This window comes from uncultured Marinobacter sp. (genome assembly GCF_913055835.1).
Lineage (GTDB): Bacteria > Pseudomonadota > Gammaproteobacteria > Pseudomonadales > Oleiphilaceae > Marinobacter.
Map to the genome: position 1 here is coordinate 1 of NZ_CAJXKQ010000018.1, position 15348 is coordinate 15348.

The 15348-nt window shown below is 55.8% G+C and carries 11 protein-coding genes, 2 tRNA genes and 2 rRNA genes; 6 read left to right on the top strand and 9 right to left on the bottom strand.

The features are described 5' to 3' along the window. From QZ534_RS11070 to tyrS, 5 genes are all read right to left on the bottom strand, one after another. A 23S ribosomal RNA gene (locus tag QZ534_RS11070) occupies positions 1–1933 on the bottom strand; the annotation flags it as partial. 324 nt (positions 1934–2257) lie between these two features. Beyond that, positions 2258–2333: transfer RNA gene (locus QZ534_RS11075), tRNA-Ala, on the bottom strand. Positions 2334–2464: 131 nt separating this feature from the next. Further along, positions 2465–2541, bottom strand: a tRNA-Ile gene (locus QZ534_RS11080). Positions 2542–2782: 241 nt separating this feature from the next. Continuing rightward, positions 2783–4322, bottom strand: a 16S ribosomal RNA gene (locus tag QZ534_RS11085). A gap of 473 nt (positions 4323–4795) precedes the next feature. Beyond that, positions 4796–5998: a tyrosine--tRNA ligase gene (tyrS, locus tag QZ534_RS11090; protein ID WP_296934545.1), complete on the bottom strand. Its 1203-nt coding sequence runs from the start codon at positions 5996–5998 to the stop codon at positions 4796–4798. Positions 5999–6302: 304 nt separating this feature from the next. Between tyrS and QZ534_RS11095 the strand changes: the two genes are divergently transcribed. Then, on the top strand, positions 6303–7712 hold the full coding sequence (locus QZ534_RS11095) for a peptidoglycan DD-metalloendopeptidase family protein (RefSeq protein WP_296934547.1): 1410 nt from the start codon (positions 6303–6305) through the stop codon (positions 7710–7712). Positions 7713–7719: 7 nt separating this feature from the next. Then, a complete protein-coding gene (locus QZ534_RS11100) occupies positions 7720–8817 on the top strand; it encodes an anhydro-N-acetylmuramic acid kinase (RefSeq protein WP_296934549.1) in 1098 nt (365 codons plus the stop codon). Between the two features lie 12 nt (positions 8818–8829). Here the strand turns inward: QZ534_RS11100 and erpA are convergent, their stop codons facing one another. From erpA to argC, 4 genes are all read right to left on the bottom strand, one after another. Next, positions 8830–9183: an iron-sulfur cluster insertion protein ErpA gene (erpA, locus tag QZ534_RS11105; protein ID WP_296934550.1), complete on the bottom strand. Its 354-nt coding sequence runs from the start codon at positions 9181–9183 to the stop codon at positions 8830–8832. Positions 9184–9246: 63 nt separating this feature from the next. Beyond that, positions 9247–9732, bottom strand: a complete 486-nt coding sequence (locus tag QZ534_RS11110) for a polymer-forming cytoskeletal protein (protein ID WP_296934551.1) — start codon at positions 9730–9732, stop codon at positions 9247–9249. Position 9733: 1 nt separating this feature from the next. Further along, positions 9734–10474: a DUF6776 family protein gene (locus QZ534_RS11115; RefSeq protein WP_296934553.1), complete on the bottom strand. Its 741-nt coding sequence runs from the start codon at positions 10472–10474 to the stop codon at positions 9734–9736. Positions 10475–10490: 16 nt separating this feature from the next. Then, the gene (gene argC, locus QZ534_RS11120) at positions 10491–11528 is read right to left on the bottom strand and encodes an N-acetyl-gamma-glutamyl-phosphate reductase (RefSeq protein ID WP_296934606.1); all 1038 of its coding nucleotides are present in this window, start codon (positions 11526–11528) and stop codon (positions 10491–10493) included. Positions 11529–11682: 154 nt separating this feature from the next. Here argC and QZ534_RS11125 point away from each other — a divergent pair, with 154 nt between their 5' ends. Genes QZ534_RS11125 through thiE form a run of 4 tightly spaced genes read left to right on the top strand, consistent with a single transcriptional unit; the run spans position 11683 to position 15340 of the window. Next, positions 11683–13458 carry a chloride channel protein gene (locus QZ534_RS11125; protein WP_296934555.1) on the top strand — a complete coding sequence of 592 codons (1776 nt, stop codon included), beginning with the start codon at positions 11683–11685 and terminating at the stop codon, positions 13456–13458. Between the two features lie 3 nt (positions 13459–13461). Next, positions 13462–13884, top strand: a complete 423-nt coding sequence (gene hemJ, locus QZ534_RS11130) for a protoporphyrinogen oxidase HemJ (protein WP_296934556.1) — start codon at positions 13462–13464, stop codon at positions 13882–13884. Between the two features lie 41 nt (positions 13885–13925). Continuing rightward, entirely contained in the window at positions 13926–14684 is a 759-nt protein-coding gene (locus QZ534_RS11135) for a hydroxymethylpyrimidine/phosphomethylpyrimidine kinase (protein WP_296934607.1), read from the top strand. Next, on the top strand, positions 14672–15340 hold the full coding sequence (gene thiE, locus QZ534_RS11140; RefSeq protein ID WP_296934558.1) for a thiamine phosphate synthase: 669 nt from the start codon (positions 14672–14674) through the stop codon (positions 15338–15340). The genes QZ534_RS11135 and thiE overlap by 13 nt, the downstream gene beginning before the upstream one ends. Positions 15341–15348: the final 8 nt, after the last annotated feature.

The window sequence follows — 15348 nt, forward strand, 5'->3', positions numbered from 1 at the left end:
CAAGGAATTTCGCTACCTTAGGACCGTTATAGTTACGGCCGCCGTTTACCGGGGCTTCGATCAAGAGCTTCGTCCGAGGACTAACCCCATCAATTAACCTTCCGGCACCGGGCAGGCGTCACACCGTATACGTCCACTTTCGTGTTTGCACAGTGCTGTGTTTTTAATAAACAGTCGCAGGGGCCTGGTATCTTCGACTGGTCTCAGCTCCACCCGCAGGGGCTTCACTTACTGCCAGCGTGCCTTCTCCCGAAGTTACGGCACCATTTTGCCTAGTTCCTTTACCCGAGTTCTCTCAAGCGCCTTGGTATTCTCTACCTGACCACCTGTGTCGGTTTGGGGTACGGTCCCGAATAGCCTGAAGCTTAGAAGATTTTCCTGGAAGCATGGCATCAATGACTTCCCGCTCTATGAGCAGTCGTCGTCGCGTCTCGAGATTGTGGACCCGGATTTGCCTAAGTCCACTCCCTACTCGCTTAAACCGGGACAACCGTCGCCCGGCTCACCTAGCCTTCTCCGTCTCTCCATCGCAGCTATCCAAGGTACGGGAATATTAACCCGTTTCCCATCGACTACACCTTTCGGTCTCGCCTTAGGGGCCGACTCACCCTGCGCCGATTAGCGTTGCGCAGGAACCCTTGGTCTTCCGGCGTGCGGGTTTTTCACCCGCATTGTCGTTACTCATGTCAGCATTCGCACTTCTGATACCTCCAGCATGCTTCTCAACACACCTTCGCAGGCTTACAGAACGCTCCCCTACCCCGCATACAACGTATGCAGCCGCAGCTTCGGTGACCAGTTTGAGCCCCGTTACATCTTCCGCGCAGGCCGACTCGACTAGTGAGCTATTACGCTTTCTTTAAAGGGTGGCTGCTTCTAAGCCAACCTCCTAGCTGTCTGAGCCTTCCCACATCGTTTCCCACTTAACTGGTACTTGGGGACCTTAGCTGGCGGTCTGGGTTGTTTCCCTCTTCACGACGGACGTTAGCACCCGCCGTGTGTCTCCCGGATAGTACTCACAGGTATTCGGAGTTTGCATCGGGTTGGTAAGTCGGGATGACCCCCTAGCCGAAACAGTGCTCTACCCCCTGTGGTATTCGTCCGAGGCGCTACCTAAATAGCTTTCGGGGAGAACCAGCTATCTCCGGGCTTGATTAGCCTTTCACTCCGATCCACAAGTCATCCCCTGGCTTTTCAACGACAGTGGGTTCGGTCCTCCAGTGCCTGTTACGGCACCTTCAACCTGCTCATGGATAGATCGCCCGGTTTCGGGTCTATGCCCAGCGACTAAATCGCCCTATTCAGACTCGGTTTCCCTACGGCTCCCCTAAACGGTTAACCTCGCCACTGAACATAAGTCGCTGACCCATTATACAAAAGGTACGCCGTCACGGAACAAGTCCGCTCCGACTGCTTGTACGCATACGGTTTCAGGATCTATTTCACTCCCCTCACAGGGGTTCTTTTCGCCTTTCCCTCACGGTACTGGTTCACTATCGGTCAGTCAGGAGTATTTAGCCTTGGAGGATGGTCCCCCCATGTTCAGACAGGATATCACGTGTCCCGTCCTACTCGATTTCACCAGACTCAGGTTTCGGATACGGGGCTATCACCCACTATGGCGGCACTTTCCAGAGCCTTCTCCTACCAGTTGTCTAGCTTAAGGGCTAGTCCCCGTTCGCTCGCCGCTACTTAGGGAATCTCGGTTGATTTCTTTTCCTCGGGGTACTTAGATGTTTCAGTTCCCCCGGTTCGCCCCTTACACCTATGGATTCAGTGTAAGGTACCGACCCGAAAGTCGGTGGGTTTCCCCATTCAGAAATGCCCGGATCACAGCTTGTTTGCCAGCTCCCCGAGCCTTATCGCAGGCTTCCACGTCTTTCATCGCCTCTGACTGCCAAGGCATCCACCGTATGCGCTTAGTTGCTTGACTATATAACCCCAAGACAACTGTGTTCCATCCATCGATAACCTGGTAAACCAGGGCATCAATAAGTGGAGACAGTTCCTTGAAGCGATATAACAACCACTTCAACGACAACACCGGATAACGCTTGAAATCGCTATCACTTTGACCACTGATTCCGGAGATAATGGAATCAGTAAGTCGTGTTCTATCTCGTCCAATTTGTTAAAGAGCAAATCTGACCCAGTGATCAGAAAGAAGGGCTTCGAACTTGTTCATCAAGTTGAAACACTTGTTTCTGCACACTGCTAACCGGAGTTAGTCAGTTAAAGCATCGATCGTTCAGGCTTTTGGTGGAGCCAGGCGGGATCGAACCGCCGACCTCCTGCGTGCAAGGCAGGCGCTCTCCCAGCTGAGCTATGGCCCCGTCTTTAAGCCACTCACCAAGACGGCAACTCAGCGTACGCCGCACTCGGAAAATCGTTCAGATCTAGGCGCTTTCAGGTGTAGCGTGCGACTAGCACGTGAGCCTGGAAGCAACGACGAGCTGAGCGATTTTGGTGGGTCTGGGTGGACTTGAACCACCGACCTCACCCTTATCAGGGGTGCGCTCTAACCACCTGAGCTACAGACCCAATTTTCACTGCATCTTGTGCCATCTGAGCTGCGTTGCAGCCTTCGCTCACTCGGTCACGTACGTCTGTACGCTCCCTCGCTCACTCAGCCTGCGCCTTGTCAGCTGTCACAATCTACAGCGCTAATGCCTGCTTCACCTTAAAGCGCCGCAGTCATCGGGCCTGCAAAGACCCTTTTGCTCTCTTTATTCAGCCAACCAAGTAATTCGTGTGGACTCTGACCGAAGCATTCGGCTTCGTTTAAGGAGGTGATCCAGCCGCAGGTTCCCCTACGGCTACCTTGTTACGACTTCACCCCAGTCATGAACCACACCGTGGTGATCGTCCTCCCGAAGGTTAGACTAACCACTTCTGGTGCAATCCACTCCCATGGTGTGACGGGCGGTGTGTACAAGGCCCGGGAACGTATTCACCGTGACATTCTGATTCACGATTACTAGCGATTCCGACTTCACGCAGTCGAGTTGCAGACTGCGATCCGGACTACGACGCGTTTTGTGAGATTGGCTCCCCCTCGCGGGTTTGCAGCCCTCTGTGCGCGCCATTGTAGCACGTGTGTAGCCCTGGCCGTAAGGGCCATGATGACCTGACGTCATCCCCACCTTCCTCCGGTTTGTCACCGGCAGTCTCCCTAGAGTTCTCAGCCGAACTGCTAGCAACTAGGGATAGGGGTTGCGCTCGTTACGGGACTTAACCCAACATCTCACGACACGAGCTGACGACGGCCATGCAGCACCTGTGTCAGAGTTCCCGAAGGCACCAATCCATCTCTGGAAAGTTCTCTGCATGTCAAGGCCAGGTAAGGTTCTTCGCGTTGCGTCGAATTAAACCACATGCTCCACCGCTTGTGCGGGCCCCCGTCAATTCATTTGAGTTTTAACCTTGCGGCCGTACTCCCCAGGCGGTCTACTTAGTGCGTTAGCTGCGCCACTAAGACTTCAAGAGTCCCAACGGCTAGTAGACATCGTTTACGGCGTGGACTACCAGGGTATCTAATCCTGTTTGCTCCCCACGCTTTCGCACCTCAGTGTCAGTATTGGTCCAGAGTGCCGCCTTCGCCACTGGTGTTCCTTCCTATATCTACGCATTTCACCGCTACACAGGAAATTCCACACTCCTCTACCATACTCTAGCCTGACAGTTCGAAATGCCGTTCCCAGGTTAAGCCCGGGGCTTTCACATCTCGCTTATCAAACCACCTACGCGCGCTTTACGCCCAGTAATTCCGATTAACGCTTGCACCCTCCGTATTACCGCGGCTGCTGGCACGGAGTTAGCCGGTGCTTCTTCTGTAGGTAACGTCAAGGCTCATGGGTATTAGCCATAAGGTTTTCCTCCCTACTGAAAGTGCTTTACAACCCGAAAGCCTTCTTCACACACGCGGCATGGCTGGATCAGGGTTGCCCCCATTGTCCAATATTCCCCACTGCTGCCTCCCGTAGGAGTTCGGGCCGTGTCTCAGTCCCGATGTGGCTGATCATCCTCTCAGACCAGCTACGGATCGTCGCCTTGGTAGGCCTTTACCCCACCAACTAGCTAATCCGACATAGGCACATCCAATAGCGCAAGGTCCGAAGATCCCCTGCTTTCCCCCGAAGGGCGTACGCGGTATTAATCCGGGTTTCCCCGGGCTATCCCCCACTACTGGGCAGTTTCCTATGCATTACTCACCCGTCCGCCGCTCGTCAGCGGGGTGCAAGCACCCCCTGTTACCGCTCGACTTGCATGTGTTAAGCCTGCCGCCAGCGTTCAATCTGAGCCATGATCAAACTCTTCAGTTTAAATCATACTGAGATCCGAAGATCCCAAAATCATGCTCAAGACAAAACTCAATTTCGACGAGTCACTGTCCTGATATTTCGTATCCGAAATACCTCGGCCAGCGCCCACACGAATTACTTGGTTAACTTTTTAAAGAGCGTTTGAGCTGTTGCTCAATCAAGGCCGCGTATTCTACATCGTTCCGCCGCCTTGTCAACCGTTTATTTTTCGATGTTTTCCGTCTCCGGAAAGCGCCGAAAAATGACCCGGCTTACTGCTTGTTTCGAGGCGCGCATTCTACAGTGAATCGCCTGCCTGTCAACTGCTTTCCGAAGAATTTTGAAACTCATTTTCTTCAGCGCTTTCAAGCAGTTATCTTTCGATTTCTGAGCCGCCTCAGCGGTGCTCCCCTCGAAAGAGATGCGCATTCTACAGACCTGCCCGAGGGTGTCAACGGCGATTCTGAAAAAAACTCAAAATCGCCCAAGATCGATCACGCAGTAATCAAAACACGGGCAATCTTCTTCTTACCCGCCTGGATGACACAATCATCCCCCTCTGCAAACATCCGATCGCCTTCGAATTTCTGACCATCCACAAAGACCGCACCACGCCCCAGAACATCCCGGGCTGCCGCACCATTCTTTACCAGGCCCGCCAGGCGAAGCACAGACGCCATCGGAATTTCAGACTGCCCTTCCAGAGGCACCTCAACGGTCGGCACGTTGTCAGGAATCTCGCCCAGGGCGACACGATTACCAGCAGACTTATGGGCCGTTCTGGCCGCCTCCTCATCGTGGAAGCGGGTAATAATCTCTTCCGCGAGCAGCTTTTTATAATCCTGGGGGTTGGCACCACCCTCAACAGCCTTGCGGAACTCTTCCACTTCGGCGAGCGGCCGGAAACTCAGTAACTCAAAGTAGCGCCACAGAAGATCATCCGGCATGGAAAGCAGCTTGGTGTACATCTCACCTGGCGAGTCATTCACGCCCACATAGTTACCCAGAGACTTGGACATCTTCTGGACACCATCGAGCCCTTCCAGAATGGGCATGGTGAGGATGACCTGGGGCGACTGGCCGTAATGCTTCTGCAGAATACGACCCATGAGGAGGTTGAACTTTTGATCGGTGCCTCCCAACTCAACATCGGCTTCCATGGCAACAGAGTCATACCCTTGAACCAACGGGTAGAGGAACTCGTGAATCGCAATCGCCTGCTCAGCCCGGTAGCGCTTGGTGAAATCATCCCGCTCCAGCATGCGGGCAACGGTGTACTGCCCTGCCAGCTTGATCATGTCGGCGGCGCTCATCTTGCTCATCCAATCGGAATTGAACATGACCCGCGTCTTTTCCGGATCCAGGATTTTGAACACCTGCTCTTTATAGCTAACTGCGTTCTCGGCAACCTGCTGCTCAGTTAAAGGAGGACGCGTCGCACTCTTGCCCGTCGGATCACCAATCATCCCGGTGAAGTCACCAATCAGAAACATCACCTCATGGCCAAGATCCTGGAATTGCCGGAGCTTGTTAATAAGGACGGTGTGGCCAAGATGAAGATCCGGCGCCGTGGGATCGAAACCCGCCTTGATCCGGAGCGGACGACCTTCCTTTAGCTTCGCGACAAGCTCATCTTCCGGAATAAGTTCGTCTACGCCTCGCTTGATTATCGCCAACGCTTCATCAATGGATGCCATGAACAACACGTCCCCGCTTTGATCTTGAAAGGATTCTGTCAGTTACAGAGTTCAACAAAAGAAATCTGTGAGTTACCTGTTCCCCTGCTAAAGTAGGCTGACCAGAATTTGACCAACACCGAGTTTGCAGGGCGGCGTATTATAACAACGCTGTCGAAAGAAATCCGGAGGATGGAACAGCAACCGTAATGTTCCACGCTGTCCCGCATGCATTTTATACGGTAATCTGTTGGACTATACTTGAACAACAGCTTTAATTAGGTAGCACAAGCTGCCGGAATGCCGATTAAAACGGGTGCGATACGTGCTAAAAATGTTTCCCAAGACTCACATTACCATTGCTGCCGCGGCTACTGTTGTTGTCACCGCTGCCGTTCTTATGAGCCCCAGCAGCAACGTTGAAGCCAAACGGATGTCTTACGCTCTGGATCTGGAGCAGGGCACCGCTTCAGAAACAGGCGCCTCGACAGCACAGGCAACAGACCCGGCCGCCCCTGTCACAGAAACCCAGCCGGAAGTGTCCATATCAGAGGTTGCGACAGAAGCCAGCCAGCAGGCGAGCCTTGCTGCGCCGGAATTACCCGCCGCCCCCAAGGAGCCCGAGCTAAACTGGGAAGCCTTCGCAATCAAGTCCGGTGACACTCTTTCTTCCCTGTTCAAGAAGGCCGGTTTCAATGACGGCATTATGCTCTCAGTAATTCACGGCGAAGGCGAGGCCGAAAAGCTCCAGCGCCTTTACGCCGGTGAGACCATTCGTTTTGCGACAACCGAAGACGGCACGCTTGCCGCCATTGACTTGCAGAGGAACCTTCTTGAAACCCTGAAGATCACCAAAGACGGGGAGAACTTTACCGGCGAAACAGAAGTTCGCAAGCCCGAAGCACGGCCGGCTTTCGCATCAGGCACCATTGACGGCTCTCTTTATCTGGCTGCACGGGAAGCCGGACTCAACGATCGTCTGACCATGGAGCTGGCCGGCATTTTCGGCTGGGACATCGACTTTGTTTACGATGTTCGGAAAGGCGACCAGTTCGAAGTGGTTTACGAGGAACTGTACCTGGACGGCGAGAAGTTCGATACCGGTCGAATCCTGTCTGCCCGATTTGTTAACCGTGGCGAAGAAAACCTCGCCCTGCTCTACACCGACAGCAATGGCGATGCCGATTACTACGCGCCGGACGGCAAAAGCATGCGTAAGGCGTTCCTGCGGACCCCGATTAATGCCCGTGTTTCCTCTCCCTTTAATCTGCAGCGCCGACATCCGGTGCTGGACGTTGTCCGTCCACACGAGGGCACCGACTACGCGGCACCTCCCGGAACGCCCATCAAGGCAGCAGGTTCAGGGCGGGTTAAATTTGCCGGCTGGAAAGGTGGTTACGGGCGAACCGTTATCCTCCAGCATGGTGACAACATCACCACTCTTTATGCGCATATGAGCCGCCTGGGCAAAGGCATCAAGAACGGCACACGGGTCAAGCAGGGCCAGACGATCGGCCACGTCGGCTCCTCTGGCATGGTTACTGGCCCGCACCTGCACTATGAGTTCAGGCTGAACGGGTCGCCGCGCAACTCACGCACTGTCAAGTTGCCGGATGCCAAGCCGATTCCGTCCTCTGAAATGGCTCGATTCAAGAAGTTCACCGAACAACGAATCGCCCAGTTTGACGTTTTCCGCGAGAGCTACCAGCAACTCGCACTGGCTTCAGACGACTGAACGCAGAATGGAAGCCTGGATAGGGTTGATGTCGGGCACCAGCATGGATGGCATTGATGCCGTGCTGGTGTCCTTCCAGAACAGCACCGTAAAGATCCACGCATCACATACCACGCCCTACCCCGACCAGATCCGTCATCGCCTGCTTGCCGCCAGCCAGAATCAGGCCGAACCCGACGAACTCGGTGAGCTGGACACCCTTGTAGGCACGCTGTTTTCCGAAGCGGCGCAAGAGGTTATTAAAAAGTCCGGTTTTGACCCGGCGAGGATTCGCGGCATTGGCAGCCACGGACAAACGATTCGGCACCAACCCTCCGGGAAAGCCCCTTTCTCAATCCAGATCGGCAACCCTTCCTTACTTGCCGAATCTACCGGCATTTCGACAATCGCAGATTTCCGACGAAGGGATATGGCCGCAGGAGGACAGGGGGCGCCGCTGGTTCCAGCCTTTCATAAAGCCTTTTTCAGCTCGGATTCCGAGAACCGTTGCATCCTTAACCTCGGGGGCATTGCCAACATCACCTGGCTGCCTGCAACACCAGACCTCCCGGCAACCGGTTTCGACACGGGCCCCGCAAATGCACTGATGGATGCCTGGTGCCTGGACCAGACCGGCCTTCCATTCGACAGCGATGGCCACTGGGCCAAAGAGGGTTCAGTCAGCCAGGAGCTGCTTGATGACATGCTTTCCGACGCATACTTCTCCAAGGTGCCTCCGAAAAGCACGGGCAAAGAGCGGTTCAATCTTGATTGGGTCAGAACACTGGTAAGCCGTCACCCCGGCGTTCCAGCAGAAGATATTCAGAGGACCCTGCTGCAACTGACCGTTACCAGCGTCGTTAATCAGTTGCCCGCGACCGCTGACCTTCGGGTTTATGTATGCGGCGGCGGCGCACGAAATCCGCTGTTGATGGAGGAACTCGGCAAGGCATTGCCAGATGCCCGAATCTCACTAACTTCGGAGCTGGGCGTGGATCCTCAAGTGGTGGAACCTGTGGCATTTGCCTGGCTGGCCAAGCAGGCGCTTGAAGGGAAACCCGGGAACCTGCCTGACGTTACCGGCGCGGTCGGCCCTCGCATTCTGGGTGCCATATACCCAGCCTGAACTCTTTCCGAATCAAATAGAGAAGGAACTGCCACACCCGCATGTGGAGCTTGCATTTGGGTTTTGCACCACAAACTGCGATCCCTGAAGGCCTTCCTGGTAATCGATGGTGGCACCCACCAGATATTGGTAGCTCATCGGATCAACCAGAAGAAAGACACCATCACGCTCAATCACGGTGTCTTCCTCATCCTGATTTTCATCAAATGAGAAGCCGTATTGAAATCCGGAACAGCCCCCGCCCGTAACAAAGACACGGAGTTTGAGCTCGGGGTTTTCTTCTTCCTCGATCAACTCACGTACTTTGGCAACGGCACTGTCACTGAAGAACAGCGGTGTGGCTATTTGTTGCTGAACTGCGCTCAAGTTCGCCTCCGGATTATCATGAACAACTCAGGCGATTATGGTATTCCCGACTAAAACAATCAACTATTCGGACTTTCCACCATCGGCTGAAACCTCGGATTCCGAGGCCTGATCATCCGCAGATTCCTGCTTGGGCCCGGATACAGAGGATTTGGCATCCTGTGACAGCAGGCCGACGGGCTCCCGTTGATGTACCAGATTTCCGTTCACGGAGGCACCCATCGCCATCTCGATCAGGTTGTAGTAAACGCTGCCATTAATTGAGGCTTTTTCCGCCAGTTCAAGATGCGCCGATGCGTAGACGTCGCCATTCACAGTACCGTTAATGATGACGTGAGGCGCGTTGATATCGCCGGTCACTTCGCCCACTTCCGAGACCCGAAGTACCGCGTCGGTGCCTTCATCGGCAACTACCTTGCCGCGAATACGGCCATCCACGTGAAGCCCGCCGCTGAAATGCACATCGCCCTCCACCGTCGTCCGGGAAGATATCAGCGTATCAAAATGGCCCGTGGGCCGGCGCGGCTTCTGCTTTTTCTTGCCAAGCATGTCAGTTCTCCGTTAATTCATCCCAGTTAAAGGTGCGCTCGGCTTGCGAGGATTTTCTTCCCTCCGCCTGGGCTACCACCTGGATCTCAAGGGGCTCAAATTCTTCCGGCAATTTCAGGGAACCTTCAACATCCTGGAAGTACCGGAAACGGAACTTCACACCGAGATCGGCTATATCCTCCGAAAGATCACGCAAAGCGATGACCTCTTTCTCTTCATCACGCAAACCAATGACATTGACTGCCACCAGACCGGAAATGTAGCTCTTGTTATTGCCGACCTGTGTCAGCACCAACTTGAAGTCGTAGCTGTCCCGGTTACGGGCCGGAACCAGTGTGAAACTGTCAACCTGAAGACCCTTGCTGGTTTCCGACGGCGCCATGATGTTTTTATAGAACGTGAGGTCCGATTGCAGCGACACAATCCGGGTTTCCAGGTCGACAATGGTTTTTCGCGCCTGGTTCAGTGCCTGCTCATCAATAACACGCCCTCGTTCCAGGTTGATCAGCTGTTGCCGGGCCTTGCGATAATCATCCCGCAACTTCTCGACCTCGTCCTCCAGCACCTGGTTTGACTCCTCAGCGCTGGAGAAACGGAAACCACTCTGAGCCAGGCCTGCGGCGTACCCTGCAATCGCAGCGACCACAGTAAAGATCAGAAGGATGGCCGTTCTGCGCAGGCGATAACCCGGCCTGTGCCGGATGACCACATACTCCTCAGCCGGCTTTCGCTGTTCGCTCACAATCTACCCTTGGCTATCAAGGCAAAAGCGCCGGGGCCTCAAGCCCCATGGTTTCTTTCAGACCAAACATGATGTTCATATTCTGAACCGCCTGCCCCGCCGCACCTTTCACCAGGTTATCGATAACGGACGAGACAATCACAATGTTGCTCTGTTCCTGCCTGTGCAGTGCCATGCGGCATTGGTTTGCCCCGCGAACACTTCGGGTCTCAGGGTGGCTGCCAAAGGGCATTACGTCGACGAAAGGCTCGTCGACAAAACGCTCCTCAAACAACGCCTGCAACCGATTAAAATCCGCCGTATCTTTCAGTTCGGCGTAAAGTGTGGCCTCGATGCCGCGAATCATCGGAATAAGATGGGGGACAAAAGTCACACCCACATCCCCGCCAGCAGCGCCGCACAATCCCTGGCGAATCTCCGGCAGATGGCGATGGCCCGAAGCACCGTAAGCCTTGAAGCTTTCACCAATCTCACCGTGAAGCATGCCGATCTTGCCCTGCCGCCCGGCGCCACTGGCACCGGATTTGGCATCTGCGATCAGACGCTTTGGATCCACCAGCCCCTTCTCCAGCAAGGGGAGGAACCCCAACTGAACCGCTGTGGGATAGCAACCGGGGTTGGCAACCAGTTGAGCGGTACGGATTTGATCACGCACCACCTCTGGCAGCCCGTAAACGGCCTTCTCCGCCCACTCCGGGCTTTCATGGGCCATGCCATACCAGTTGGCCCAGACATCAAGGTCTTTCAGCCGGAAATCGGCAGACAGATCCACCACACGTACGCCGGCCGACATAAGTTCCGGGACCATTCTCATGGCTACACCGTGGGGCGTAGCGAAGAACACCAGATCACACGCTCCAAGCACGGCTACGTCTGGCTCCGAAAAGGCCAGGTCGTAGTGGCCACGCAAATTCGGGTACATATCCGCTACCGGCATGCCCGCCTCAGACCTGGAGGTAATGCAACTGACCGAAACTTCAGGGTGAACCGCGAGGATTCTCAGCAGTTCCACACCGGTGTAGCCGGTGCCACCAACGATGCCTACTTTAATCACCATTCTCTCCAGCGACGTCGTATCAGAATTAAGTGCTTTAACGCCGTAGTCTACCATGATAAACCAATGACTTATTGCAGCCCTCAGGGCGACCGTTACAATGTTGTCAGAATCCTTCTGACAGTCCACTCAAATCCACCGGACCTCTGGCCTCATGCAGAAAATCTGGCACCAGGTTACCGAGCATCTGATTCCTGTTTTCCGGCGCCGACTGTCCGGTGTTGATGCCTTGCCGCAACTGGCCGTGCTCGGTCTTCTATCCGGGTTGATCACTGGCGGCGTCATCCTGGTGTTCCGCCTGGCCATTGAGTGGCCGCTCGAGCATTTCCTGCCCGGGGGTGGCTCTGAATCCTTCGAGGAACTGGACCTGCTGACCCGGGGGCTTCTCCCGCTCGCCGGGGCCCTCGGCCTGGGCTTGCTGATGCATCGCCTGGCCACCCACGACCGCAAGGTCGGGATCGTTCACGTTATGGAGCGTCTGAACTACCACCAGGGCTATATCTCCATACGCAGTGCGATTGTGCAGTTTATCTCGGGAGTGGCCACCGTGGTCAGTGGCCAGTCGGCAGGTCGTGAGGGGCCCGCAGTGCACCTGGGCGCGGCCTTTTCGAGCCTGATGGGACAATGGATGCGCCTGCCGAACAACAGCATCCGGACACTCGTGGCCTGCGGCTGTGCAGCGGCCATTTCAGCGTCGTTCAACACGCCGATCTCCGGGGTTATTTTCGCCATGGAAGTGGTGATGATGGAATACACCATTGCCGGTTTCACGCCAATCATCCTCGCGGCGGTGAGCGCAGCGATTGTCACCCAGGCAGTGTATGGGGCGGAACCGGCCTTCAGCGTGCCGGCGCTGACCATGAATTCGTTGGCGGAGATCCCCTGGATACTGGCCATTGCCGTGATTATCGGCATCGCTGCGGCGCTGTTTATCCAGCTGGTCGACACCATGGGCAAGCACCATCACCGTCCGGTGCTGCTGCGTATCACCATTGCGGGCCTACTGATGGTTCCATTCGCCATTTTCATCCCGGAAACCATGGGCATCGGGTACGACACCGTCAACGAGACCATTAACGGTGAGATGGGTTTCTGGCTATTGCTGGGCGCAGGCGCTGCCAAGCTGGTAATCACCTCGCTTTCCATCGGCCTGGGCATGCCAAGCGGCGTCATTGGCCCCACGCTGTTCATGGGGGCAACCCTGGGCGGTGCCATGGGCCTGATCGGCGCACAGATTTTGCCCGAATACGCATCTTCGGTCGGCTTTTATGCCATGCTCGGCATGGGGGCCATGATGGGCGCCGTGCTTCAGGCGCCACTGGCTGCCCTGATGGCGTTGATGGAGCTCACGCGAAACCCCAACATCATCCTTCCTGGCATGCTGATCATTACCATCTCAAGCCTGGTCACCAGCGAGGCGTTCGGCAAGAGGTCTCTGTTTCTGACCATTCTCAAGAACCAGGGGCTGAGCTACCAGAACTCTCCGGTAATTCAGGCCCTGCGCCGGGTATCCGTTGGTGCAATCATGGACCGCAGCATACTCCGAACCGAGCGACACCTGACGGTCGAAGAAGCCCGCAAGGTTCTGAAATCGGAACCAAAGTGGTTGGTCGTTGAGGGCAGCAACGGACCCACTGCCTTGTTGCCGGCGGTGGACCTGGCCAGATACCTGGAGGACACAGAAAAGCTGGTGGCCGAAGAAGAGATCGATCCACCGGAGTCCATTGACCTGATGGACATTCCCGCCAACCGTCGTGACGTCGCCCCGGTACAGTACCAGGCCACCCTGGAGGAAGCCTTGAACGAGTTCGATGCAACCAATGCCGAGGCTCTTTACGTACAACGTCACGTGGCGCCCATGATCCAGCGGGTTTATGGCGTTGTGCTGAAAGCCGATATCGAGAGTTATTACCAATACCGACGGAGCTGACGAATGCTTTGGGTGAAAGCCTTCCATATTATTTCACTGGTGTGCTGGTTCGCCGGCATTTTCTATCTGCCCAGACTGTTCGTCTACCATGCCGCCTGCGAGGATGAGCCCGGTCGTGAGCGCTTCAAGATCATGGAACGCAAGCTCTACCGCGGCATTACCACGCCGTCGATGATCGCAACCGTTGTCTTCGGTGTCTGGCTGATCAGTTACAATGTCTCAGGCTATTTCAGTCAGGGCTGGATGCATGCCAAGCTGTTACTGGTGGCCATTCTGATTGTCTACCACTTTTATTGCGGGCACCTTGTAAAGGTTTTCCGGGACGACCTGAACACCAGAAGCCACGTGTTTTACCGCTGGTTCAATGAGCTGCCAGTCCTGATCCTGCTGGCCGTTGTTATCCTGGCAGTTGTCAAACCGTTTTGAGGAGCTGAGTCATTAAACGTTTTACCCGACCCCAGGTTCTTATTCTCTCCGGCCTCGACCCCTCCGGCGGCGCCGGTATTCAGGCCGACATTCAGGCAGTCACCTCTCTGGGCTGCCATCCCTTGCCGGTTCTCTCCTGCCTCACCGTTCAGGATACCCGCAACGTGTATGGCGCCGAACCGGTGTCGGCCGACCTGATTCGCCAGCAACTCCGGTGCCTTGCTGAAGATACTCCCTTCCACGCCATCAAAACCGGTGCCCTGGGCAATGCTGCGGTGGTGGATGTGCTGGTGGAGTTCATCCGTGAGCATCCCGGCATACCGGTGATTACCGACCCGGTGATCAAGGCCGCAGGTGGCGGTGACCTGGCCGATGACGAGCTGCTTAGCGCCATGAAAGAAAAGCTGTTTCCCCTGGCAGAAATGATCACGCCAAACGGTATCGAACTGACGATGCTCGGGGGCAACGATGACCCGGATCAGGCCGCCAAAAACCTGCTGGAAAGCGGATGTGAATCGGTTCTGGCCACCGGGGGCCACGGCACTGGTGTTCACATTATCAACACCCTCTACAACCACGCCCCCGAACCCATGCGCTGGGAGGTTGAGCGCATCGGCGGCGAGTATCACGGTACCGGCTGTACGCTCGCTGCCGCCATTGCTGCGGGCCGGGCCTCCGGTCTGTCGCCACGCGCCGCCATCTCCCAGGCCCAGAACTACGTGCATCGCGCCATACTGCACGCGCTGGAGGTTGGCAAAGGCCAGCCGGTCCCGGATCGAGGCATTCTGTGGGAACGATGAGCAAAGGGCTTCGCCCAGGCCTCTATGCCATCACCGACAGCGTTCTCACCCCGCCAGAAACACTGGTCGAGTCGGTTGAGGCGGCACTTCGGGGCGGCGCGGTCATGGTACAATATCGCGAGAAACACGCGCCGATGGCCGAGAGGCTCGCCCAGGCAAATGACTTGCAAGCTGTTTGCCGGAACGCCGGCGTGCCGTTGCTGATCAACGATGACCCCGATCTGGCAAAACGTGTGGGCGCTGCCGGAGTCCATATGGGGCAAACGGACGGCTCACTGGCAGCTGCCCGCGAGCTTCTCGGCGATGAGGCGATTATCGGCATAACGTGCCACGCCGATCTGGCTTTGGCGCGCGCAGGGCTGGAAGCAGGCGCCGACTATCTGGCCTTCGGGCGCTTTTATACGTCCTCGACCAAACCCGGAGCACCGGCGGCAGCCCCAAGCGTGTTAACCGAAGCGAAGCATTTCGGGCGCCCACTGACTGCCATTGGCGGCGTCACTGCAGAAAACGCTGAACCACTGATCCGCGCCGGAGCCAACATGCTTGCCGTGGTCGGTGGCCTGTTTGGCGGTACTGCCGACGAGATTGAGCTGCGAGCCAAAGCTTTTGAGCGTTTGTTCGCAAGCCATCATCCACTTTTTTCAATTCCCGAATAACAGGAGCC